The sequence below is a fragment of the Bradyrhizobium sediminis genome (genome assembly GCF_018736085.1).
In the GTDB taxonomy this organism is placed as follows: domain Bacteria; phylum Pseudomonadota; class Alphaproteobacteria; order Rhizobiales; family Xanthobacteraceae; genus Bradyrhizobium; species Bradyrhizobium sediminis.
In genome coordinates this window covers 2,771,576-2,790,663 of sequence record NZ_CP076134.1, presented here as the reverse complement: position 1 = coordinate 2,790,663, position 19,088 = coordinate 2,771,576, and the positions used below count along the sequence as shown (strand labels likewise).

Below are 19,088 nucleotides of genomic sequence, written 5' to 3'. Positions count from 1 at the left end.
AGGGCCTTACTGCAGCAGCGCGGCTGCCTTAACGGCAGTCACTGCGGTGTTGTAGTTGTTGACGAGTTGCTGCACCGACGACGCCGACATGTCGAGCACCGGCTTCGGATAGACGCCGAACAGGATCGTGAGCGCCACCAGCGGCATCAGAATCAGGCTCTCGCGGAAAGTGAGATCCTTGATGCTGGCGAGCGACGGCTTGGTCAGCGCGCCGAACACCACCTTGCGATAGAGCCACAGCGCATAGGTCGCCGACAGGATGACGCCGAACGTCGCCGCGGTCGCGGTCGGGATCGAGACCTTGAAGGTGCCGATCAGCGTCATGAACTCGCCGACGAAACCGGAGGTGCCGGGCAAGCCCACATTGGCCATGGTGAACACCATGAATACCAGCGCGTAGAGCGGCATTCGATTGACCAGACCGCCATAGGCCGCGATCTCGCGCGTGTGCATTCGGTCGTAGACGATGCCGACGCAGAGGAACAGCGCACCCGAGACGATGCCGTGCGACACCATCTGGAACACGCCGCCGGCGACGCCCTGGGTGGTGCCGGCGAAAATGCCCATGGTGACGAATCCCATATGGGCCACCGACGAGTATGCAATCAGCTTCTTGATGTCTTCCTGCATCAAGGCCACCAGCGAGGTGTAGATGATGGCGATGACCGAGAGCGTGAAGATCAGCGGCGCGAAATCATGCGACGCCAGCGGGAACATCGGCAGCGAGAAGCGCAGGAAGCCGTAGCCGCCCATCTTCAGGAGGATCGCGGCCAGGATCACCGACCCCGCGGTCGGCGCCTCGACATGCGCGTCCGGCAGCCAGGTATGGACCGGCCACATCGGCATCTTCACCGCAAAGGAGGCGAAGAACGCCAGCCACGCCCAGGTCTGCAGGGAGCGCGGCACGGCGGTGTGCATCAGGGTCGGAATGTCCGTGGTACCGGCGTTCCAGTACAGGGCCATGATCGCCAGCAGCATCAAGACCGAGCCGAGCAGCGTGTAGAGGAAGAACTTGAAGGAGGCGTAGACCCGGCGCGGTCCGCCCCACACCCCGATGATCAGGAACATCGGGATCAGGCCGCCCTCGAAGAACAAATAGAACAGCACGAGGTCGAGCGCGGCGAAGGTGCCGACCATCAGCGTCTCCAGCAGCAGGAACGCCATCATGTATTCGCGCACCCGCACGGTGACCGATTTCCAGCTCGCGAGGATGCAGAACGGCATCAATGCGGTGGTCAGGATCACGAACGGCAGCGAAATGCCGTCGACGCCCATGTGATAGGTGATGGTATTGGCGAGCCACGGCGCCTTTTCGACGAACTGGAAATCCGGCTGGGCGGCATCGAAACGCCAGATCAGGATCAGCGACACGGCAAAGGTGATCACCGTGGTCCACAGCGCGATCCAGCGCGAATTGCGCCGCGCGGCTTCGTCGTCGCCGCGGCTCAGATAGACCAGTGCCGCGCCGACCACCGGCAGGAAGGTGACAACGGAAAGAATGGGCCAGGTTGTCATCACTGGGCTCCCGCGCCGAACATGAACCAGGTGATCAGGCCTGCGACCCCGATCAGCATCGCGAAGGCGTAGTGATAGAGATAGCCGGTCTGAATTTTCACCACGTTACGGGTGATATCGAGCACCCGCGCCGACACGCCGTCGGGGCCGAAGCCGTCGATCACGTAGCCGTCGCCCTTCTTCCACAGGAAGCGGCCGAGCCACTTCGCCGGGCCCACGAAGATGAAATCGTAGAGTTCGTCGAAATACCATTTGTTGAGCAGGAACCGGTAGAGCACTTGATGCTGGCTGGCGAGTTCGACCGGGAGGTAGGGCCGGCGGATATAGAACAGCCACGACACCACGAATCCCAGCGCCATCATCACCGTCGGCAGGAACGCGATGGCCTGCGGGATGTGGTGCATCTCGTCGATGATGTGCGGATGCATCTTCACCGACTCGCGGAAGAATTCCGCGACGCCGTGGCCTGCGAACAATTCCTTGAACGGGAACCCAGCGAGGATGGATCCGGCGGCGAGAATGCCGATCGGGACCAACATCCACAGCGGGCTCTCATGCGCGGCCTCGTAGTGCTCCTGATCGTGCGGCTCGCCATGGAAGGTCTTGAAGATCAGGCGCCACGAATAGAACGAGGTCAGCCCCGCGGCGATCACCGTCATCAGGAAGCCGTAGAACGCGAACGGATTGTGCGCGACATAAGCGGATTCGATGATCGCGTCCTTGGAGAAGTAGCCGGCGGTGAGCGGGAAGCCGGTCAGCGCCAGCGTGCCGATCACCATCACGATGTAGGTGAAGGGAATCCGGTCCTTCAACCCACCCATGTTGCGGATGTCCTGCTCGTGGTGCATTGCATAGATCACCGAGCCTGACCCTAAGAACAGCAGCGCCTTGAAGAAGGCGTGCGTGAACAGGTGGAACATGCCGACGGAGTAGGCCCCCGCCCCCATCGCCACGAACATGTAGCCGAGCTGCGAACAGGTCGAATATGCCACGATGCGCTTGATGTCGTTCTGCACGAGGCCGACGGTGGCAGCGAAGAACGCGGTGGTGGCGCCGAAGAACATCACGACGGCCTGCGCGTTGGGCGCGAGTTCGAACAACGGCGACAGCCGCGCCACCATGAAGACCCCGGCGGTGACCATGGTCGCGGCGTGGATCAGCGCCGAGACCGGCGTCGGGCCTTCCATGGCGTCCGGCAGCCAGGTGTGCAGCAGGAACTGGGCGGACTTGCCCATTGCGCCCATGAACAGCAGCAGGCAGGTCAGCGTCAGCGCGTCGGCGTGCCAGCCGAAGAAGTTGATGGTCTTGCCGGTCAGCGCCGGCGCGCCGGCGAAGATGGTCTCGAAGTCGGTCGAGCCGACCAGCATGAAGATCGCGAAGATGCCGAGCGCGAAGCCGAAATCGCCGACGCGGTTGACCACGAAGGCCTTGATGGCGGCGGCGTTCGCCGACGGCTTCTGGTACCAGAATCCGATCAGGAGATAGCTGGCGAGACCGACGCCCTCCCAGCCGAAGTACATCTGCACGAGGTTGTCCGCGGTCACCAGCATCAGCATCGCGAAGGTGAACAGCGAAAGGTAAGCGAAGAATCTCGGCCGGTACGGATCCTCGTCCATGTAGCCGATGGAATAGAGATGCACGAGCGACGACACGGTGTTGACCACCACCAGCATCACGGCGGTCAGCGTATCGACCCGCAGTGACCACGCCACCTGCAGGTCGCCGGAATTGATCCAGGGGAACAGCGCGATCCGCGCGTCATGGTGCATGAAGCCGACGTCGACCAAGGCTACCCAGGACAGGCCGGCCGAGACCAGCAGCAGGCCGGTCGTGATCAGTTCGGCCGCCCGCGAGCCCGCCGCCGGCGGTTCGGCCGCGTGATGGTCGTCATGGCCGTGGTCGTCATGGGCATGCGTCGCATGCGCATCGGCGCCATGACCGTGCCCGTCATCATGATGCTCGACCGTGTCGCCGCTCGGGTTGCGCGCATGCGCACCGAAGATAGAGATCAGGCCCGCGAGAATCGCGCCGATCAGCGGCAGAAAGACGATTGCCTGGATCATTTGGCGCGTTAACCCTTCATCAGATTGACGTCTTCAACCGCGATCGAGCCACGGTTGCGGAAATACACCACCAGCACCGCGAGCCCGATCGCCGCTTCCGCCGCGGCCACCGTGAGCACCAGCAATGCAAACACCTGCCCGACGATGTCGCCGAGGAAGGTCGAGAACGCCACGAGGTTGATGTTGACCGCGAGCAGGATCAGCTCGATCGACATCAGGATGACGATGATGTTCTTGCGGTTGAGAAAGATGCCGAGGATCCCGAGCGTGAACAGGATCGCGCCGACCGCGAGGTAATGTCCGAGACCGATCGTCATTTCACCCACTCCGGCGCGTCCGCGTCCTGCAGGCCCTGGCCCGAGGCCACCTTGCGCACGCTCATCGCAAGCTCGGGCGTCCGCGCGTTCTGTACGTTGATGTCCTGCCGCTTGACGCTGACCTTGTGGCGCAGCGTCAGCACGATGGCACCGATCATCGCGACCAATAGCACCATGCCGGCGATCTGGAAGTAGTGGATGTACTTCGTATACAGCACGAGCCCGAGGGCTTCAGTGTTGCTGACGTTGGCCGGGATCGCCGCCGTAATCGACTTGGCGACATTGGGGCTGATGACCCAGCCGCCGCCGACCAGCAGCAGTTCGGCGAGGAAGATCGCGCCGATCACGAGGCCGATCGGCAGGTATTCCAGGAAGCCCTCGCGCAGTTCGGTGAAGTCGACGTCGAGCATCATGATCACGAACAGGAACAGCACCGCGACTGCGCCGACGTAGACCACGACCAGGATCATCGCCAGGAATTCGGCGCCCATCAACACGAACAGCCCGGATGCGTTGACGAAGGCCAGGATCAGATACAGCACGGAGTGCACGGGATTGCGCGACACAATCACCATCACCGCCGAGGCGACGCAGATGCCTGCGAACAAATAGAAGAACAGCGCTGGAAGGATCATGCCCTCACCTCACCGGTACGGCGCGTCGAGTTCGATTGATTTCGCAATCTCGCGCTCCCAGCGGTCGCCATTGGCGAGCAGTTTCGCCTTGTCATAATAGAGTTCCTCGCGCGTTTCGGTCGCGAATTCGAAATTCGGTCCCTCGACGATGGCATCGACCGGACAGGCCTCCTGGCACAGCCCGCAATAGATGCATTTCACCATGTCGATGTCGTAGCGCACGGTGCGGCGGGTGCCGTCGTTGCGGCGCGGGCCGGCCTCGATCGTGATCGCCTGCGCCGGGCAGATCGCCTCGCACAGCTTGCAGGCGATGCAGCGTTCCTCGCCGTTGGGATAGCGGCGCAGCGCGTGTTCGCCGCGGAAGCGCGGCGAGATCGGCCCCTTCTCGAACGGATAATTCAGCGTCGGCTTCGGCTGGAAGAAATAACGCATGGCGAGAAAGAACGCCGACACGAATTCGGAAAGCAGAAGCGAGCGGGCTGTGGCGTTTACATTGACACTCATAGCGACCTCATTTCGGCGCGATGTCGGCGAAGTGCAGCACGCCGGCGACGACGACCACCATCGCCAGCGACAACGGCAGGAACACTTTCCAGCCGAGCCGCATCAACTGGTCGTAGCGGTAGCGCGGCACGATCGCCTTCGCCATCGCAAACAGGAAGAACATGAAAAATACCTTCAGCGTGAACCAGATCACGCCGGGTACCCAGGTGAACGGCACCACCGCGACCGGCGGCAGCCAGCCGCCCAGGAACAGGATCGCGGCCATCGCGCACATCGTGGTGATCGCGACGTATTCGCCGAGCATGAACAACAGATACGGCGTCGAGCCGTACTCGACCATGAAGCCCGCGACCAGTTCGGATTCGGCTTCCACCAGATCGAACGGCGGGCGGTTGGTTTCCGCCAGCGCCGAGACGTAGAAGATCACGAACATCGGGAACAGCGGCCACACGTACCAGTTCAGGAACGTCAGCTTGGGCAGGCCGATCAGGCTGGCGAGCCCATGGGCATTCTGCGCCTCGACCACAGCCGACAGATTGAGCGAGCCCGCGCACAGCAGCACCGTGATGATGACGAAGCCGATCGAGACTTCGTAGCTCACCATCTGCGCCGCCGAGCGAAGTGCTGCGAGAAACGGGTATTTCGAGTTCGACGACCAGCCGGCCATGATGATGCCGTAGATCGACAGCGACGAGATCGCGAAAATATAGAGCACGCCGACATTGATGTCGGAGATCACCCAGCCGAGATCCATCGGGATCACCGCCCAGGCCGCCAGCGCCAGCACGCAGCTCACCAGCGGCGCCAGCAGGAACACGCCCTTGTTGGCGCCGGAGGGGATGATCGGCTCCTTCAGCACGAACTTCAGGAGGTCGGCGAAAGACTGTAACAGGCCCCAGGGCCCGACCACGTTGGGTCCGCGCCGGATCTGCACCGCCGCCCAGATCTTGCGGTCGGCCAACAGGATGTAGGCGATCGCGATCAAGAGTGCGACGAGCAGCAGCACGCTCTGTGCGAGCATGACGATCAGCGGCCACAGGAAGCCGGTCCAGAACGCGCTTGCGAAAAATTCGGCCATCAGCTCACTCCGCCGCCGTCAGCATCTGACCGGAGGCCAGGCGGGAACATTCCGCCATGACCGCCGACGCACGCGCGATCGGGTTGGTCAGGTAAAAATCCTCAACGGTAATCTTGAACGGCGCCTTCTCGACGCTGCCGCCCCTGCCCGCGAGCTTCTTGACATCATCAGCCTTGCCGGCCTCGATCTGGTCGATGCGCATCAGGTGCGGCACCGCCTTGAACATCGCCTGCCGCAGCGCGGCAAGCGAATCGTAGGGCAGCTTCTTGGCCAGCAGGTCCGACAGCGCGCGGATGATCGCCCAATCCTCACGCGCCTCCCCCGGCGGGAATGCCGCGCGGTTGGCCATCTGCACCCGGCCCTCGGTGTTGACGTAGATGCCGGATTTTTCGGTATAGGCCGCCCCCGGCAGGATCACGTCGGCGCGGTGCGCGCCGCGATCGCCATGGGTGCCGATATAGACCACGAAGGTACCGTCCGGCACCTTGACGTCATCGGCGCCGAGCAGGAACAACACGTCGAGCGTGCCGAACGTCGCCATCTGCGCCGCGCTGAGGCTGCCGGTACCCGCAGCAAAGCCGATATCGAGCGCGCCGACGCGCGAGGCGGTATCGTGCAGAACGCCAAAACCGTTCCAGCCGTCCTTCACCGCACCGACATCGAGCGCAAGCTTGGCGGCCGCTGCGAGGACGGCCGCGCCATCATGCCGCGCTGCCACGCCGGCGCCGACCAGTACGATCGGGTTCTTGGCGTCCTTCAGCACGCTCGAGAAGGCATGCTTGCCGGCGGCGAGTTCGCCGAGCGAATCCGTGCCCGCGCCGAGATAGTCGTAAGTGTAGGTGAGATCGGCCTTGGCGCCGATCACGCCGACCTTGAGCTGGCCGGTGCGCCAGCGCTTGCGGATGCGTGCATTGAGAAGCGCCGCCTCCTTGCGCGGGTTCGAGCCCACGATCAGCAGTGCGTCGGCCTGCTCGATGCCGGCAATACTCGGATTGAAGATGTAGGAGGCGCGGCCAGCCTTGACGTCGAAGCCGTCGCCGCCCTGGACCGCGAGATTGGCGGAACCACATTTCGCCAGCAGCTCCTTCAGCGCGAACATCTCTTCCACCGCGGCCAGATCGCCCGCGATGGCGCCGATCCGCTTGCCGTCGATGCGGCCGGCCTTGGCGGCAATCGCCGCGAAGGCTTCCTGCCATGACGCCGCGCGCAGCTTGCCGTTCTCCCTGACATAGGGCCGGTCGAGCCGCTGCGTGCGCAGGCCATCGACGACGTGCCGGGTCTTGTCGGAAATCCACTCCTCGTTCACCGCCTCGTTGACACGCGGCAGGATCCGCATCACCTCGCGGCCACGGGTGTCGACCCGGATCGCCGAGCCGACGCCGTCCATCACGTCGATCGACTGGGTCTTGCCGAGCTCCCAGGGCCGCGCTGCGAACGCATAGGGCTTCGAGGTCAGCGCGCCGACCGGGCAGATGTCGACGAGGTTGCCCTGCAGTTCCGAGGTCAACGCCGATTCCAGATAGGTCGTGATCTCCATATCCTCGCCGCGCCCGGTCGCGCCCATCTCCGGCGCGCCGCAGACTTCGGCGGAGAAACGGACGCAGCGCGTGCACTGGATGCAGCGGTTCATCGAGGTCTTGACCAGCGCGCCGAGATACTTGTCCTCGACCGCGCGCTTGTTCTCGGCAAAGCGGCTGGTGTCGACGCCGTAGCCCATCGCCTGGTCCTGCAGATCGCACTCGCCGCCCTGATCACAGATCGGGCAATCCAGCGGGTGGTTGATCAGCAGGAATTCCATGACGCCTTCGCGCGCCTTCTTAACCATCGGCGAGCGGGTCGAGATTTCCGGCGGCTCGCCCTTGGGACCGGGACGGCAATCGCGGACGCCCCAGGCGCAGCTTGCGACCGGCTTCGGGCCGCCCTTCACCTCGACCAGGCACATCCGGCAATTACCGGCGATCGACAGCCGCTCGTGGTAGCAAAAGCGCGGAATTTCCGCGCCGGCGGCTTCGCACGCCTGCAGCAGCGTGTATTCCGCCGGAACCTCGATCTCTTTGCCGTCAACGATGAGTTTGGTCATTGCCATCGTAACTACTCCGCCGCGACCATGTGCGCGGGATCGCGCACGCCGACATCGTCAACGTCCGCCTTGTGCGAATATTCGTCGATGCGCGCCTCGATCTCGTGACGGAAATGCGCGATCAGGCCCTGGATCGGCCAGGCCGCGGCGTCGCCGAGCGCGCAGATGGTGTGGCCCTCGACCTGCTTGGTCACTTCCAACAGCATGTCGATCTCGCGCTTGTGGGCGCGGCCCTCGGCCATGCGCGTCAGCACCCGCCACATCCACCCCGTGCCTTCGCGGCACGGCGTGCACTGGCCACAGCTCTCGTGCTTGTAGAAATAGGAGATCCGCGCGATCGCCCGGATCAGGTCGGTCGACTTGTCCATCACGATCACGGCGGCGGTGCCGAGACCGGAGCGCAGCTTGCCGAGACTGTCGAAGTCCATCGGCGTATCGATGATCTGCTCCGCCGGCACCATGCGCACCGAGGAGCCGCCGGGGATCACGGCCTTCAGATTGTCCCAGCCGCCGCGGATGCCGCCGCAATGGCGCTCGATCAGTTCGCGGAACGGGATCCCCATCGCCTCTTCGACGTTGCAGGGCCGCTCGACATGGCCGGAAATACAAAACAGCTTGGTGCCGACATTGTTGGGCCGGCCGATGGCGGCGAACCACGCCGCACCGCGCCTGAGAATATCCGGCGCCACCGCGATCGACTCGACGTTGTTGACCGTGGTCGGGCAGCCGTAGAGGCCGACATTGGCCGGGAATGGCGGCTTCAGCCGGGGCTGGCCCTTCTTGCCTTCGAGACTTTCCAAAAGCGCAGTCTCTTCGCCGCAGATATAGGCGCCGGCGCCATGCGCGACGTAGACGTCGAACGGCCAGCCGTTGACGTTGTCCTTGCCGACCAGCTTGGCCTCATAGGCCTGATCGATCGCGGCCTGCAGATGCTCGCGCTCCCGGATGAATTCGCCGCGCACATAGATGTAGCAGGCGTGCGCGCCCATCGCGAAGCTCGCGAGCAGGCAGCCCTCGACCAAAAGATGCGGATCGTGCCGCATGATCTCGCGGTCCTTGCAGGTGCCGGGCTCGGATTCGTCGGCGTTGACCACGAGATAGCTCGGCCGGCCGTCGGTCGATTCCTTCGGCATGAACGACCATTTCAGCCCCGTCGGAAATCCCGCCCCGCCGCGACCGCGCAGGCCCGAAGCCTTCATCTCGTTGATGATCCAGTCGCGGCCCTTGTCGATGATCGCCTTGGTGCCGTCCCAGGCGCCGCGGCGGCGCGCACCCTCGAGGCCCCAGTCGTGGAGGCCGTAGAGGTTCTTGAAGATGCGGTCCTTGTCAGCGAGCATGACGAGAAGCTTCCCTTCGGTCAGCGATTGGACTGCATGTAGGCGAGCCCCGCGGCGCATCCGCCGAAGGTCAGCGCCCAAAGCAGGCTTGATTCAAGCGTCGCGCTCAGCGCGTAACGCTGCAGCAGGAAAATGAACGCGGCCGCCGCCACCGTATGCAGAGCGATATAGCGCCAGTGCTTCATCGTACCGACACTCCCCTGTCCGGCCGCCCGTGATGCGCGGTCCTGCTTCATGTGGTTTCCTTCAGCGTGGTCGGTCCGCCCACCGGCGCCGAGAACTGCCGGTCGATTTGCGGTCCCGGCTTCGGCGGATTGCCGGAGGCAAAGCCGTCCAGCACCTTGCCGAAGCTCTCCTTGGTCAGATCCTCGTAGGTGTCCTTCCAGATCAGCACCATCGGCGCGTTGACGCAGGCGCCGAGACACTCGACCTCTTCCCAGCTGAAATTGCCGTCCTTCGACAGATGGAAGGGATCGTGGTGGATGCGGCTCTGGCACACCTCGATGATGTCGCCGGCGCCGCGCAGCCGGCACGGAGTGGTGCCACAGACCTGCACATGGGCTTTCTTGCCGACCGGCTGCAGCTGAAACATGGTGTAGAAGGTCGCGACTTCGAGCACGCGGATGTAGGGCATTTCGAGCAGGTCCGCGACCGCGCGGATCGCCGCTTCCGAGACCCATCCTTCATGCTGTTCCTGGACCCGCCACAGGATCGCGATCACGGCCGAGGCCTGCCGGCCTTCTGGATATTTGGCGATCTGTTGTTTCGCCCAAGCGAGGTTCTCCGCTGTAAACGTGAAGCTCGCGGGCTGAAGTTCCTTCGGTGCAAGGCGGCGGACGGACATGGTCTCTCAGTCTCTCATTGCGCGCGGCGCTTGGCGTTCAGGGCGCTGATCCGGTCCAGCCAGAAAGCGCTTGCGGTGCCGAACACGTTATAGCCAACGTGGGTTGAAACCTTGATGCGATCGAGGATCGAAAGCTCGGTCACCGTTTCCAGGCGACTTGTGCGGGGATCGTAGACGATCAGTTTGAGCGGCGTCTGTTCGAGGATGTAGCGCGACACGGTATGATGCGGATCGTTGCCATGCTCCTCGCACAGCAGCACGCTGTCGCCCTGCAACAGCCGCATGCCGCCCTTGATGGCCTCGATCTCGACGCCTTCGACGTCGAGCTTGATCAGGAATTTTCCGCCGGCGGCAACCTTGCCGTCGTCGAGCAGGTTGTCGAGCGCGATCACCGGCACGTCCTCGCCGCCGTCAGAGGCTCCGCCGGCGATGCTGAGCGCCTCGTGCTTGGTGCCGGACAGCCGCGCGGTGCCCCGCGCCGCGCCGATCGCGCATTTCATCGCTTCGAAACGATTGCCGTTGATCTCGGCGTTGTGCTTGAGCTTGGCGAAATTCTGCGACGACGGCTCGATCGCGATCGCCTTGTGCGAGCCGTAGGGCGCGCTCGAGACCAGCACCGACCAGTAGCCGTAATTGGCGCCGCAATCGAGCAGCGTGTAATCGACATCAGCGGAATCGCGAAACAGCAGTTCGAGTTCGTTTTCATAGGAAAACGAGCGGTTGAGCAGCTTGCTCCAGTAGCCGTCGCCATAAGGAAACGCGAAGGTCGCGTCCGCGTTGAGCCTGATGTCGATGTCGCGCTCGGGCAGCGTCCTGCGCAGGAGATTGGCGCACATGTTGTAGCCGCGATGCGAAAACGACGACGCCACCTTCGAACCCGTCGACAGGGCAACCGCAGCCAGACGCTCCCACGCATTTGCGCCCTGGAGCACGCCGGTAGCCCGGTCAAACTGGATGGGCGGCATCGCCATCACCGATCGACCTCTCCGAACACGATATCGAGCGAGCCGAGGATGGCGGAGACGTCGGCCAAGAGATGGCCCTTGCAGATGAAATCCATCGCCTGCAGATGGGCAAAGCCCGGCGCGCGGATCTTGCATTTGTAGGGCTTGTTGCCGCCGTCGGCGACCAGATAGACGCCGAACTCGCCCTTCGGCGCCTCGACCGCGGCATAGACCTCGCCGGCCGGCACGTGGAAGCCTTCGGTGTAGAGCTTGAAGTGATGGATCAGCGCTTCCATCGAGCGCTTCATCTCGCCGCGGCGCGGCGGCGCGATCTTGTTGTCCTCGACCACAACCGGCCCCTGCCCGTCCGGAGCGCGCAGCTTGGCGATGCACTGCTTCATGATGCGCACCGACTGGCGCATCTCTTCCATGCGGATGCAGTAGCGGTCGTAGCAATCGCCGTTCTTGCCGATCGGAATATCGAAATCCATCTCGGCGTAGCACTCATAGGGCTGCGCCTTGCGCAGATCCCAGGCCGCGCCGGAGCCGCGCACCATCACGCCCGAAAAACCCCATTCCCAGGCCTGCTTCAGCGTCACCACGCCGATGTCGACGTTGCGCTGCTTGAAGATGCGGTTGCCGGTGAGCAGCGTCTCGAGATCGGCGACCACCTGCAGGAACGGATCGCACCAGGCATCGATATCGTCGATCAGTTTCGGCGGCAGGTCCTGGTGCACGCCGCCGATGCGGAAATAGGCCGCATGCATGCGGCTGCCGGAGGCGCGCTCGTAGAATACCATCAGCTTTTCGCGCTCTTCGAAGCCCCACAGCGGCGGGGTCAGCGCGCCGACGTCCATCGCCTGCGTGGTGACGTTGAGCAGATGCGACAGGATGCGGCCGATCTCGCAGTACAGCACCCGGATCAGCTGTCCGCGGCGCGGCACCGATATGCCGAGCAGCTTCTCCGCCGCGAGGCAGAACGCGTGCTCCTGGTTCATCGGCGCGACATAATCGAGCCGGTCGAAATACGGGATCGCCTGCAGATAGGTCTTGTGCTCGATCAGCTTTTCGGTGCCGCGATGCAACAGCCCAATATGCGGATCGACGCGGGCGATCACTTCACCGTCGAGCTCGAGCACCAGACGCAGCACGCCGTGCGCCGCCGGATGCTGCGGCCCGAAGTTAATCGTGAAGTTGCGAAGATTTTGGCTTTGCTCGTTCATGGTCAGACCTTCGGCCCCGCCTTCTCATCGCCCGGCAGGACGGGATAGTCCGCGCCTTCCCACGGCGAGAGGAAATCGAATTTGCGGAATTCCTGGTTGAGGCGGACGGGTTCGTAGACCACCCGCTTCTCCTGGTCGTCGTAGCGCACCTCGACAAAGCCGGTGAGCGGGAAATCCTTGCGCAGCGGATGGCCGTCGAAGCCGTAGTCGGTCAACAGCCGCCGCATGTCCGGATGGCCGGTGAAGATCACGCCGTAGAGATCGTAGGTCTCGCGCTCGAACCAGTCGGCGCCAGGGAACTCCTCGATGATCGAAGGCACCTGGGTGGCCTCATCGGCTTCCGCGCGCAGGCGGATGCGCTCGTTCAGCGTCGGGGACAGGAAGTGATAGATCACGTCGAAGCGCTTTTCGCGGCCGGGATAGTCTACCGCGGTGACGTCGATCAGGCTGACGAAGCGGCAACCGGGATCGTCGCGCAGGAACTTGACGACATCGACGATCTTGCCGGCCTGCACCGTCACCGTAAGCTGATTGAACGCGACCTTGTGGTCGATCGCGGCGCCCGCAAGTGCGCCAACGATCGTCTGCCCCAGGGCGTCGAGCCTGCCGTCGTCCATACCCAAACCCTTAGCGTTCGATGGTTCCGGTGCGCCGGATCTTCTTCTGCAGCAGCATCACGCCGTAAAGCAGCGCTTCCGCCGTCGGCGGGCAGCCGGGCACGTAGATGTCGATGGGCACGATGCGGTCGCAGCCGCGCACCACCGAATAGGAATAGTGATAGTAGCCGCCGCCATTAGCGCACGATCCCATCGAGATGACGTAGCGCGGCTCCGGCATCTGGTCGTAGACCTTGCGTAGCGCCGGGGCCATCTTGTTGGTCAGGGTGCCGGCGACGATCATCACATCGGACTGCCGCGGCGATGCGCGCGGCGCAAAGCCGAACCGTTCGGCATCGTAGCGCGGCATCGACATCTGCATCATCTCGACCGCGCAGCATGCGAGACCGAACGTCATCCACATCAGCGATCCCGTACGCGCCCAGGTGATCAGGTCATCGGTGGCGGTGACGAAGAAGCCCTTGTCGGACAGTTCGTGATTGACCTCGAGAAAATACGGGTCGTTGGCGCCGACCGGCCGGCCGGTGCGCGGGTCGAGGATGCCTGTGGCGGCAGGTGCTACCGCTGGTGCAAATCCCGGCGTTGCGGCGGTGGGGCTCAATCCCATTCGAGCGCGCCTTTCTTCCATTCATAGGCAAAGCCGACGGTGAGGACGGCGAGGAAAACCACCATGGACCAGAAACCGGTGGCCCCAAGTTTCCCGAACGCCACCGCCCAGGGGAACAGGAATGCCACTTCGAGGTCGAAGATGATGAAGAGGATCGCCACCAGATAGAACCGGACGTCGAACTTCATGCGGGCATCGTCAAAAGCGTTGAATCCGCATTCATAGGCGGACAGCTTTTCCGGGTCGGGCTGCTGGAAGGCCAGAAGGAAGGGAGCGATCAGCAGCGCCAAACCGATCAGGGCCGCGACCCCGATAAACACCACAAGGGGAAGGTAATTCTGCAGAATGCCGGTCATCGGCGGTGCCTTTATTCCGCGGTTTCTGGGGACCGCAGATTCGTTATTGGAATTGTTCTGAGCCTTAGCGCAGCGCAACAAGGGGCGCAAGACAAGCTATTTTCGAGGCTCCGTCCGGCCCCAGATGCGGCGGGATAACTCGGGAATGCCGGATCCATCGAGGGATAATTGCGGCCGATCGACGCCAACTTGAGCACGGTCACGACCACGCTGGGCGCCCTGTTGTTCGTGTGGGCGGCACGCTCCATCCGCGACGATATCCAGCGGGCAACCTAACCTTCCGGGGGCAGACCGGACCGGCCGGAACCCGAAATGACCCGGAAATACCCACGAAACCATTTTTGGGAACCCACGAAACGATCCTGAAACAGTGCCGGCGTACTTCTGCAGCCAACGGCGAGGCGGCAGACGTCGCCAGGAGGCTCAGATGAACCATTCAATTCACTCGGCGGACCGCTCCACCCACCTGAAGATCGTGGTTGTCGCCCTCGTGGCCGGCATCGCGGTGGCAGCCTTCGGGATCTCAGCTCGCACCAGCTCGTCGGATTACACCCAGACTGCTCACGTCGTTAAGGCCGGCAAGCTGATGACAGTGACGAGCTCCAACACCTCGCTGGTCCGCTAGGACAAGACCGAATATCCAACGATTTGGCAGCTGGCCGCCCTTTGGGCGGCCTTTTGCATTTCGGCCACGGCTTCAATTCCATCAATCCAGCTGACGTCTTTGCGTTGAGCTTCTCGGAGGTCCGCACCACGATGCAGGGATATTCCGCGGCCAGCTTGGCATAGCTCCAGCAGAGGCACATCGAAAACGCGGAGGTAGGCTTCGGAAAACCTGTGTTCCATCCGCGGGGTGGCCAGCGCCGTGGTTCAGTTCATTCTCAGGCGCCCGCATGAACATGCCGCATGAACATGCCGGAGACGTTGGCGCATAACGGACCGGCCGCCACCACGGCCTTCGACAGCCTTGCCCCGATATCGTTGAGGGCGCGCCATCTGAGCGCTTGGCTCCTGACCTCAAGCAACGCCGTCGCGACCAATCCGACGCAAACCAAAGCGGCAGCGCCGAACGTCACAGACGGCGAAAGGCTGGGGATAAACCTTCTGACCTCGATCAAGGTCAGGACCAGAACGCCGCGCCAGCGCGACCAGTGCGCCGGTCACGAACACGGCGAACACCAGCGGTCCGGACGAAATGATTTGAGCCATGTTCGGCCAGAAAACGTTGAAGTCGATGAAGCCTGCTTCGCCTTCGCCGTAGACACCTTTGTGGGTCGCCAAATTGACAAGCCAGCCTGGGCGACGCCGAGGCGGACGCTCGGCGGCGTTTCGTCGAGCGCCGCCTTGAGCACCAGCGCCATCCCGAAAATCGCCGAGGAAACCATCAGGCTTTCGGGAATCAGCAATATCTCGAAATGCATGGCCTCGAAATGCACGAACGGCGCTACCTGGAACAGCAAGGCCGCCGGCGCGCTCCGCGTCGCGTTCCTGACGATGATGCCCGATGCCAGCAGCGCGCCGGACAGGATCAATGCCTCGGCCGCACGTGAGACGTAGATGATCGCGTTAGTTCTTCAGCCCGAATTCGATGACATCCGAACGGCCGGCAAGGAACGTCCACAGTTTGACGATCAACCCGATCAGCAGGATCGTGGTCGTCCCGGGATGATCGTTCTTGATCATGGGATAGCCAGCCGCCCAAGCGAGACCGTTCATCGCATAGGCGGATTCCGGGTCGACCTGCCGTCCCCACGGCGCGGACCAGGCTGAATAGAGCAGAGCCACCGCAAGATAGACGGGCGGGAGCGCGGCAACCGCGTATCTCGCCCAGATGCCGCTGGCCGGCTCATCCGGAAAATATTTCATGACCTGCCTGCCCCGCCAAAGACGAGCCGAATTCGAGAGCCTGCAGGAGAACCGCCGGGAAAGGGATCGTCGCGACCGGCGGACCGAAGGGAAACTCGTTGTCCGGGGCTAAGCCATTGATTCAATGGCGCGAGAGACGGGGCTCGAACCCGCGACCTCCGGCGTGACAGGCCGGCGCTCTAACCAACTGAGCTACTCCCGCGTGATTTCGAAACCGCGCGAGGTGGGACTTAAAGGCGGGACCAATCCAAGTCAAGGTTGTTGCGAATCCCCCTGTCACTCGGGCATTTTTGGGACGTCGATGCAAATAATGGCCTGTTTACAGGCAAAACAGCGTAGTCATTCAGCCCCCGAATCATTTAAGGCCTGATACGCCTTACTTTCCGTAAGCCATCAACAACGAGGAGGGCCAAACATGGCGAAGAAAGCAGCGACCCCGACCACCGTGACGCTCAAGCATCTGGCGGCGGCGATCGCCGAGGAGCAGGAATTGTCCAAGAAGCAGGCCGAATCGATCCTGAACGACCTGGTCACCCGGATCACCAAGCACCTGAAAAAGGGCGAACGCATCCGTATCGTCGGTCTCGGCATCCTGCAGGTGCGCAAGCGCGCCGCCCGTATGGGCCGCAATCCCGCCACCGGCGAAGCCATCCACATCAAGGCCAGCAAGAAGGTCGCCTTCCGCGCGGCCAAGGAACTCAAGGAAGCCGTCTGATAAGACGCGTTTCCGTCCCGACTTGGCGTCATTCCGGCGTAGCGGCCCCCGGAATGACGCTTGGTTCCGGGTTCAGCCTTCCCCTCCCTGTCGGCGGTTTTGATTGTGGTTTCGCCCTCTGTAGCTTCGCCGTTGGGATTCACGCACACCGTGACCGAGCGCTTTCTGCGCTACGTCGTCATCGACACCCAGTCGGACCCGGCCTCCCCCAGTTGCCCTTCCACCGAAAAGCAGAAAGACCTGGGCCGCCTGCTGGCAAGCGAGTTGCAGGCGATGGGGCTGCGCGACGCCCATCTCGACGAACACGGTTACGTCTATGCGACGATCCCGGCGAATACCGACAAGCAGGTTCCGGTAATCTGCTTCTGCTCGCACATGGACACCTCGCCCGATTGCACCGGCAAGGACGTCAAGCCGCAGATCATGCGGAACTACCGCGGCGGCGACATCGTGCTGCCCGCCGACCCCACGCAGGTGATCCGCGCCGCCGATCATCCCGCGCTGAGGGATCAGATCGGCAACGACATCATCACCACTGACGGCACGACCCTGTTAGGCGCCGACAACAAGGCCGGCCTCGCCGAAATCATGGATGCGGCGCATTTTTTGATCCACAATCCCCAGATCAAGCACGGCGCCATCAAAATCCTGTTCACACCCGACGAAGAGATCGGCCGCGGCGTCGACAAGGCCGACCTGAAAAAGCTCGGCGCCGATTTTGCCTATACCATCGACGGTGAAACCGCGGGAAATATCGAGGACGAAACCTTTTCCGCCGACAGCGCCACCATCACCATCGAGGGCGTCAGCACCCATCCGGGCTTTGCCAAGGGCAAGATGGAGCACGCGATCAAGATCGCAGCCGGCATCGTCGAGCGCCTGCCCAAGACCACCTGTTCGCCCGAAACCACCGAAGGCAAGCAAGGCTTTCTGCATCCGATCAGCATTTCAGGCGCTTTAGAGCAAGCCACGATCGGCTTCATCGTGCGCGACTTCACTGAGGCCGGCCTGAAAGAGAAGGAAGCCCTGCTGGAAGGCATCGTCAAGGACGTGATGAAGGGCTTTCCGCGCTCGACCTACCGGCTCGAGGTCAAGCAGCAGTATCGCAACATGAAGCAGGTGATCGATCGCCACCCTGAAATCATCGACAATGCGATGGAAGCGATCCGCCGCACCGGGCTCACGCCGGTGAAGACATCCATCCGCGGCGGCACCGACGGCTCGCGGCTGTCGTTCATGGGACTGCCCTGCCCCAACATTTTCGCCGGCGAGCACGCGTTTCATTCGCGGCTGGAATGGGTCAGCGTGCAGGACATGGAAAAAGCCATGCAGACCATCGTGCATCTCGCGATGATCTGGGAAGAGCGGGCCTGACGCGTTCGTTCCTTAAGCGCTTGCCGTCACGATCCAGATCGATCCGCCGAGCGGCACTGTTTGGCCCTGGACAAAGGGCGCCAGCGCCTCGCGTATCGACTGTTTGGCGGCCGTTCGCACCTCCGCCGGCTGACCTTCCAGCGCGCGGTTGGACGGGCCGATTTCCAGCGCAGACTCGACCGCGGCATCGAGACCGCGGCCGATCGCGATGTCGAGCGACAGATTGCACGGCTCCATGGCTATGCTGGAAAATCCGGCCTCGCTCAAAATCCTCGTCACGCGCTGCTCGGATGCAAACGCGAACGGACCGGGGTCCTCGGGCCCTTGCTGCGGCAGCTTCGGCACGTGCCTGTAGACCGCCTGCAGCGGCGCCATCATCCATGGATTGTGGCGCGGCTCGCGCCAGCAGGCGAAGGCCAGCCGTCCCGACGGCCGCAACGCCTTGCGCATATTGGCGAAGGAAAGCGCCGGCTCGGCGAAGAACATCACACCGAACCGCGAGACCAGAAGATCGAAGCTGGCGGGGTGGAACGGGTAAACGGTTGCGTCCGCGAGCACAAAGTCGACCGGCAGGTCCGGCGGCGCGATCTGCCGGGCGCGCGCCAGCATCGGCGCCGAGATGTCGATGCCCAACACATGGCCGGTCGGCCCCGTTCGCTGCGCCAGCGCGATGGTGGTGGCGCCGCAGCCGCAGCCGATATCGATGATCCGCTCGCCTGCCCTGACTTTGGCGCGGTCGATCAGGATCTCGGAGACCGGTGCGAGCACGACGTCCTGCGCCGCCTGCCGGTCGGTCCAGCGCTGGCCGGCGGGGCCGTTCCAGTACGCAATCTGGTCGGCGTTTTGTTGGTGGCCTGCAGGAATATCCATCGCACCTAATCCACCGCAGGCCCGGCCAAAGACGCGATCACGGCTCCAGCGCGGAGAATTCTCATGCCTTTGCTCCCTGCCTCACCATTAGCACGCCGCCACCGATCGATCCATGAGGGAACCGGCGCTGTCGGCCTCCGCCG

General features: G+C 63.1%; 21 protein-coding genes and 1 tRNA gene. 4 read left to right on the top strand and 18 right to left on the bottom strand.

Features of this window, described 5'->3' with window-relative positions; translation table 11 throughout:
• Positions 1-6 precede the first annotated feature (6 nt).
• From KMZ29_RS13535 to KMZ29_RS13465, 15 genes are read right to left on the bottom strand one after another with little or no spacing between them, the layout of a single operon-like run.
• Complete coding sequence (locus tag KMZ29_RS13535; protein WP_215619755.1) at positions 7-1,515, bottom strand: NADH-quinone oxidoreductase subunit M; 1,509 nt, start codon at positions 1,513-1,515, stop codon at positions 7-9.
• Positions 1,515-3,578, bottom strand: coding sequence for an NADH-quinone oxidoreductase subunit L (nuoL, locus tag KMZ29_RS13530; protein ID WP_215619754.1), 2,064 nt, complete (start codon positions 3,576-3,578; stop codon positions 1,515-1,517). Before nuoL ends, KMZ29_RS13535 begins: the two co-directional genes overlap by 1 nt.
• A gap of 8 nt (positions 3,579-3,586) precedes the next feature.
• Entirely contained in the window at positions 3,587-3,895 is a 309-nt protein-coding gene (nuoK, locus tag KMZ29_RS13525) for an NADH-quinone oxidoreductase subunit NuoK (RefSeq protein ID WP_171581897.1), read from the bottom strand.
• Positions 3,892-4,530, bottom strand: a complete 639-nt coding sequence (locus tag KMZ29_RS13520) for an NADH-quinone oxidoreductase subunit J (RefSeq protein ID WP_215619753.1) — start codon at positions 4,528-4,530, stop codon at positions 3,892-3,894. Before KMZ29_RS13520 ends, nuoK begins: the two co-directional genes overlap by 4 nt.
• Positions 4,531-4,539: 9 nt before the next feature.
• Positions 4,540-5,034 (bottom strand): NADH-quinone oxidoreductase subunit NuoI, encoded by a 495-nt coding sequence (gene nuoI / locus KMZ29_RS13515; protein WP_215606483.1) that lies wholly within the window; start codon positions 5,032-5,034, stop codon positions 4,540-4,542.
• Positions 5,035-5,041: 7 nt separating this feature from the next.
• Positions 5,042-6,112: an NADH-quinone oxidoreductase subunit NuoH gene (nuoH, locus tag KMZ29_RS13510; RefSeq protein WP_215619752.1), complete on the bottom strand. Its 1,071-nt coding sequence runs from the start codon at positions 6,110-6,112 to the stop codon at positions 5,042-5,044.
• A gap of 4 nt (positions 6,113-6,116) precedes the next feature.
• Positions 6,117-8,192: an NADH-quinone oxidoreductase subunit NuoG gene (nuoG, locus tag KMZ29_RS13505; protein ID WP_215624255.1), complete on the bottom strand. Its 2,076-nt coding sequence runs from the start codon at positions 8,190-8,192 to the stop codon at positions 6,117-6,119.
• Between the two features lie 11 nt (positions 8,193-8,203).
• Positions 8,204-9,529: an NADH-quinone oxidoreductase subunit NuoF gene (gene nuoF, locus KMZ29_RS13500; RefSeq protein ID WP_215606481.1), complete on the bottom strand. Its 1,326-nt coding sequence runs from the start codon at positions 9,527-9,529 to the stop codon at positions 8,204-8,206.
• Between the two features lie 20 nt (positions 9,530-9,549).
• On the bottom strand, positions 9,550-9,765 hold the full coding sequence (locus tag KMZ29_RS13495; protein ID WP_215606881.1) for a hypothetical protein: 216 nt from the start codon (positions 9,763-9,765) through the stop codon (positions 9,550-9,552).
• Complete coding sequence (gene nuoE, locus KMZ29_RS13490) at positions 9,762-10,373, bottom strand: NADH-quinone oxidoreductase subunit NuoE (RefSeq protein WP_215612067.1); 612 nt, start codon at positions 10,371-10,373, stop codon at positions 9,762-9,764. The genes KMZ29_RS13495 and nuoE overlap by 4 nt, the downstream gene beginning before the upstream one ends.
• A 14-nt stretch (positions 10,374-10,387) precedes the next feature.
• Positions 10,388-11,344, bottom strand: coding sequence for an FkbM family methyltransferase (locus KMZ29_RS13485; RefSeq protein ID WP_215619751.1), 957 nt, complete (start codon positions 11,342-11,344; stop codon positions 10,388-10,390).
• Positions 11,344-12,540, bottom strand: a complete 1,197-nt coding sequence (locus tag KMZ29_RS13480) for an NADH-quinone oxidoreductase subunit D (protein WP_215619750.1) — start codon at positions 12,538-12,540, stop codon at positions 11,344-11,346. Before KMZ29_RS13480 ends, KMZ29_RS13485 begins: the two co-directional genes overlap by 1 nt.
• 2 nt (positions 12,541-12,542) lie before the next feature.
• Positions 12,543-13,157 carry an NADH-quinone oxidoreductase subunit C gene (locus KMZ29_RS13475; protein ID WP_215619749.1) on the bottom strand — a complete coding sequence of 205 codons (615 nt, stop codon included), beginning with the start codon at positions 13,155-13,157 and terminating at the stop codon, positions 12,543-12,545.
• A gap of 10 nt (positions 13,158-13,167) precedes the next feature.
• Positions 13,168-13,764, bottom strand: a complete 597-nt coding sequence (locus KMZ29_RS13470; RefSeq protein ID WP_215606476.1) for a NuoB/complex I 20 kDa subunit family protein — start codon at positions 13,762-13,764, stop codon at positions 13,168-13,170.
• Positions 13,755-14,120, bottom strand: coding sequence for an NADH-quinone oxidoreductase subunit A (locus tag KMZ29_RS13465; protein ID WP_215606475.1), 366 nt, complete (start codon positions 14,118-14,120; stop codon positions 13,755-13,757). The genes KMZ29_RS13470 and KMZ29_RS13465 overlap by 10 nt, the downstream gene beginning before the upstream one ends.
• A gap of 427 nt (positions 14,121-14,547) precedes the next feature.
• Here KMZ29_RS13465 and KMZ29_RS13460 point away from each other — a divergent pair, with 427 nt between their 5' ends.
• Together KMZ29_RS13460 and KMZ29_RS13455 are read left to right on the top strand one after the other, a co-directional pair.
• Positions 14,548-14,745 (top strand): hypothetical protein, encoded by a 198-nt coding sequence (locus KMZ29_RS13460; protein WP_215606474.1) that lies wholly within the window; start codon positions 14,548-14,550, stop codon positions 14,743-14,745.
• Between the two features lie 281 nt (positions 14,746-15,026).
• Positions 15,027-15,677, top strand: a complete 651-nt coding sequence (locus tag KMZ29_RS13455) for a hypothetical protein (protein WP_215624072.1) — start codon at positions 15,027-15,029, stop codon at positions 15,675-15,677.
• A 9-nt stretch (positions 15,678-15,686) separates the two neighbouring features.
• Here KMZ29_RS13455 and KMZ29_RS13450 read toward each other — a convergent pair whose 3' ends face one another.
• Together KMZ29_RS13450 and KMZ29_RS13445 are read right to left on the bottom strand one after the other, a co-directional pair.
• Entirely contained in the window at positions 15,687-15,986 is a 300-nt protein-coding gene (locus tag KMZ29_RS13450) for a hypothetical protein (RefSeq protein WP_215624071.1), read from the bottom strand.
• A 125-nt stretch (positions 15,987-16,111) separates the two neighbouring features.
• Positions 16,112-16,188: transfer RNA gene (locus KMZ29_RS13445), tRNA-Asp, on the bottom strand.
• 213 nt (positions 16,189-16,401) lie between these two features.
• On the opposite strand from KMZ29_RS13445, the gene KMZ29_RS13440 reads away from it, so the two are divergent.
• A complete protein-coding gene (locus KMZ29_RS13440; protein ID WP_215606472.1) occupies positions 16,402-16,701 on the top strand; it encodes an HU family DNA-binding protein in 300 nt (99 codons plus the stop codon).
• Between the two features lie 105 nt (positions 16,702-16,806).
• Complete coding sequence (gene pepT, locus KMZ29_RS13435) at positions 16,807-18,075, top strand: peptidase T (RefSeq protein ID WP_369810107.1); 1,269 nt, start codon at positions 16,807-16,809, stop codon at positions 18,073-18,075.
• Positions 18,076-18,087: 12 nt separating this feature from the next.
• Here the strand turns inward: pepT and KMZ29_RS13430 are convergent, their stop codons facing one another.
• Positions 18,088-18,945, bottom strand: a complete 858-nt coding sequence (locus tag KMZ29_RS13430; protein WP_215624069.1) for a class I SAM-dependent methyltransferase — start codon at positions 18,943-18,945, stop codon at positions 18,088-18,090.
• Between the last annotated feature and the right edge of the window lie 143 nt (positions 18,946-19,088).

Excerpts from the sequence above, each read along its gene's own strand:
- KMZ29_RS13450 (WP_215624071.1), bottom strand. The coding sequence starts at position 15,986 with ATGAAATATTTTCCGGATGAGCCGGCCAGCGGCATCTGGGCGAGATAC.
- nuoG (WP_215624255.1), bottom strand. The coding sequence starts at position 8,192 with ATGACCAAACTCATCGTTGACGGCAAAGAGATCGAGGTTCCGGCGGAA.
- nuoH (WP_215619752.1), bottom strand. The coding sequence starts at position 6,112 with ATGGCCGAATTTTTCGCAAGCGCGTTCTGGACCGGCTTCCTGTGGCCG.
- nuoK (WP_171581897.1), bottom strand. The coding sequence starts at position 3,895 with ATGACGATCGGTCTCGGACATTACCTCGCGGTCGGCGCGATCCTGTTC.
- nuoE (WP_215612067.1), bottom strand. The coding sequence starts at position 10,373 with ATGTCCGTCCGCCGCCTTGCACCGAAGGAACTTCAGCCCGCGAGCTTC.
- nuoL (WP_215619754.1), bottom strand. The coding sequence starts at position 3,578 with ATGATCCAGGCAATCGTCTTTCTGCCGCTGATCGGCGCGATTCTCGCG.
- KMZ29_RS13475 (WP_215619749.1), bottom strand. The coding sequence starts at position 13,157 with ATGGACGACGGCAGGCTCGACGCCCTGGGGCAGACGATCGTTGGCGCA.
- KMZ29_RS13485 (WP_215619751.1), bottom strand. The coding sequence starts at position 11,344 with ATGGCGATGCCGCCCATCCAGTTTGACCGGGCTACCGGCGTGCTCCAG.
- KMZ29_RS13470 (WP_215606476.1), bottom strand. The coding sequence starts at position 13,764 with ATGGGATTGAGCCCCACCGCCGCAACGCCGGGATTTGCACCAGCGGTA.
- nuoF (WP_215606481.1), bottom strand. The coding sequence starts at position 9,529 with ATGCTCGCTGACAAGGACCGCATCTTCAAGAACCTCTACGGCCTCCAC.
- KMZ29_RS13465 (WP_215606475.1), bottom strand. The coding sequence starts at position 14,120 with ATGACCGGCATTCTGCAGAATTACCTTCCCCTTGTGGTGTTTATCGGG.
- KMZ29_RS13495 (WP_215606881.1), bottom strand. The coding sequence starts at position 9,765 with ATGAAGCAGGACCGCGCATCACGGGCGGCCGGACAGGGGAGTGTCGGT.
- KMZ29_RS13430 (WP_215624069.1), bottom strand. The coding sequence starts at position 18,945 with ATGGATATTCCTGCAGGCCACCAACAAAACGCCGACCAGATTGCGTAC.
- KMZ29_RS13535 (WP_215619755.1), bottom strand. The coding sequence starts at position 1,515 with ATGACAACCTGGCCCATTCTTTCCGTTGTCACCTTCCTGCCGGTGGTC.
- KMZ29_RS13520 (WP_215619753.1), bottom strand. The coding sequence starts at position 4,530 with ATGATCCTTCCAGCGCTGTTCTTCTATTTGTTCGCAGGCATCTGCGTC.
- KMZ29_RS13460 (WP_215606474.1), top strand. The coding sequence starts at position 14,548 with ATGAACCATTCAATTCACTCGGCGGACCGCTCCACCCACCTGAAGATC.
- KMZ29_RS13455 (WP_215624072.1), top strand. The coding sequence starts at position 15,027 with ATGAACATGCCGGAGACGTTGGCGCATAACGGACCGGCCGCCACCACG.
- nuoI (WP_215606483.1), bottom strand. The coding sequence starts at position 5,034 with ATGAGTGTCAATGTAAACGCCACAGCCCGCTCGCTTCTGCTTTCCGAA.
- KMZ29_RS13440 (WP_215606472.1), top strand. The coding sequence starts at position 16,402 with ATGGCGAAGAAAGCAGCGACCCCGACCACCGTGACGCTCAAGCATCTG.
- KMZ29_RS13480 (WP_215619750.1), bottom strand. The coding sequence starts at position 12,540 with ATGAACGAGCAAAGCCAAAATCTTCGCAACTTCACGATTAACTTCGGG.